The following is a 333-nucleotide window of genomic DNA, read 5'->3' as shown; positions in this document are numbered from 1 at the left end:
AATACCATACTCAGGGGATTCAAACCGACAGAACCGCTTCTCAATCTTTGGGTCATGCTTTAACTGACCTTGCCACTTATTGGCAGGGTTGTGATCAATGTTGCCCGGATTGTTATTGCGAATGCCTCTGCTCATTCTTTACCTCCCAAACGTTTATTGATGGCGCGGATAGCAAATCCCCGTATCTTCTCAACACCAATAAAACCAATAGCGCCACCGATAGCCGGTGCAAAACTACCGGGAATGCCGAACATTTCCAGACCGCTGGAAGCACACCATGACAAGGCACCGCACAATAGCGCCTCTACCCATCGGTTCTTCCGTTCCACGCCG

1 protein-coding gene and 1 pseudogene are annotated in these 333 nt (G+C 49.8%); both read right to left on the bottom strand.

All coding sequences use genetic code 11. The features are described 5' to 3' along the window. Positions 1 to 135: pseudogene (locus Xbed_RS20450) on the bottom strand (structural protein); the annotation flags it as partial. Further along, a partial coding sequence (locus Xbed_RS19205) for a phage holin, lambda family (protein WP_139837582.1) occupies positions 132 to 333 on the bottom strand: 202 nt, incomplete at its 5' end. The gene Xbed_RS19205 and the pseudogene Xbed_RS20450, both read right to left, overlap by 4 nt.

The organism is Xenorhabdus beddingii (assembly GCF_002127545.1).
Lineage (GTDB): Bacteria > Pseudomonadota > Gammaproteobacteria > Enterobacterales > Enterobacteriaceae > Xenorhabdus > Xenorhabdus beddingii.
The sequence above is the reverse complement of the archived record's forward strand: the minus strand, read 5'-3'. Positions and strand labels throughout refer to the sequence as shown.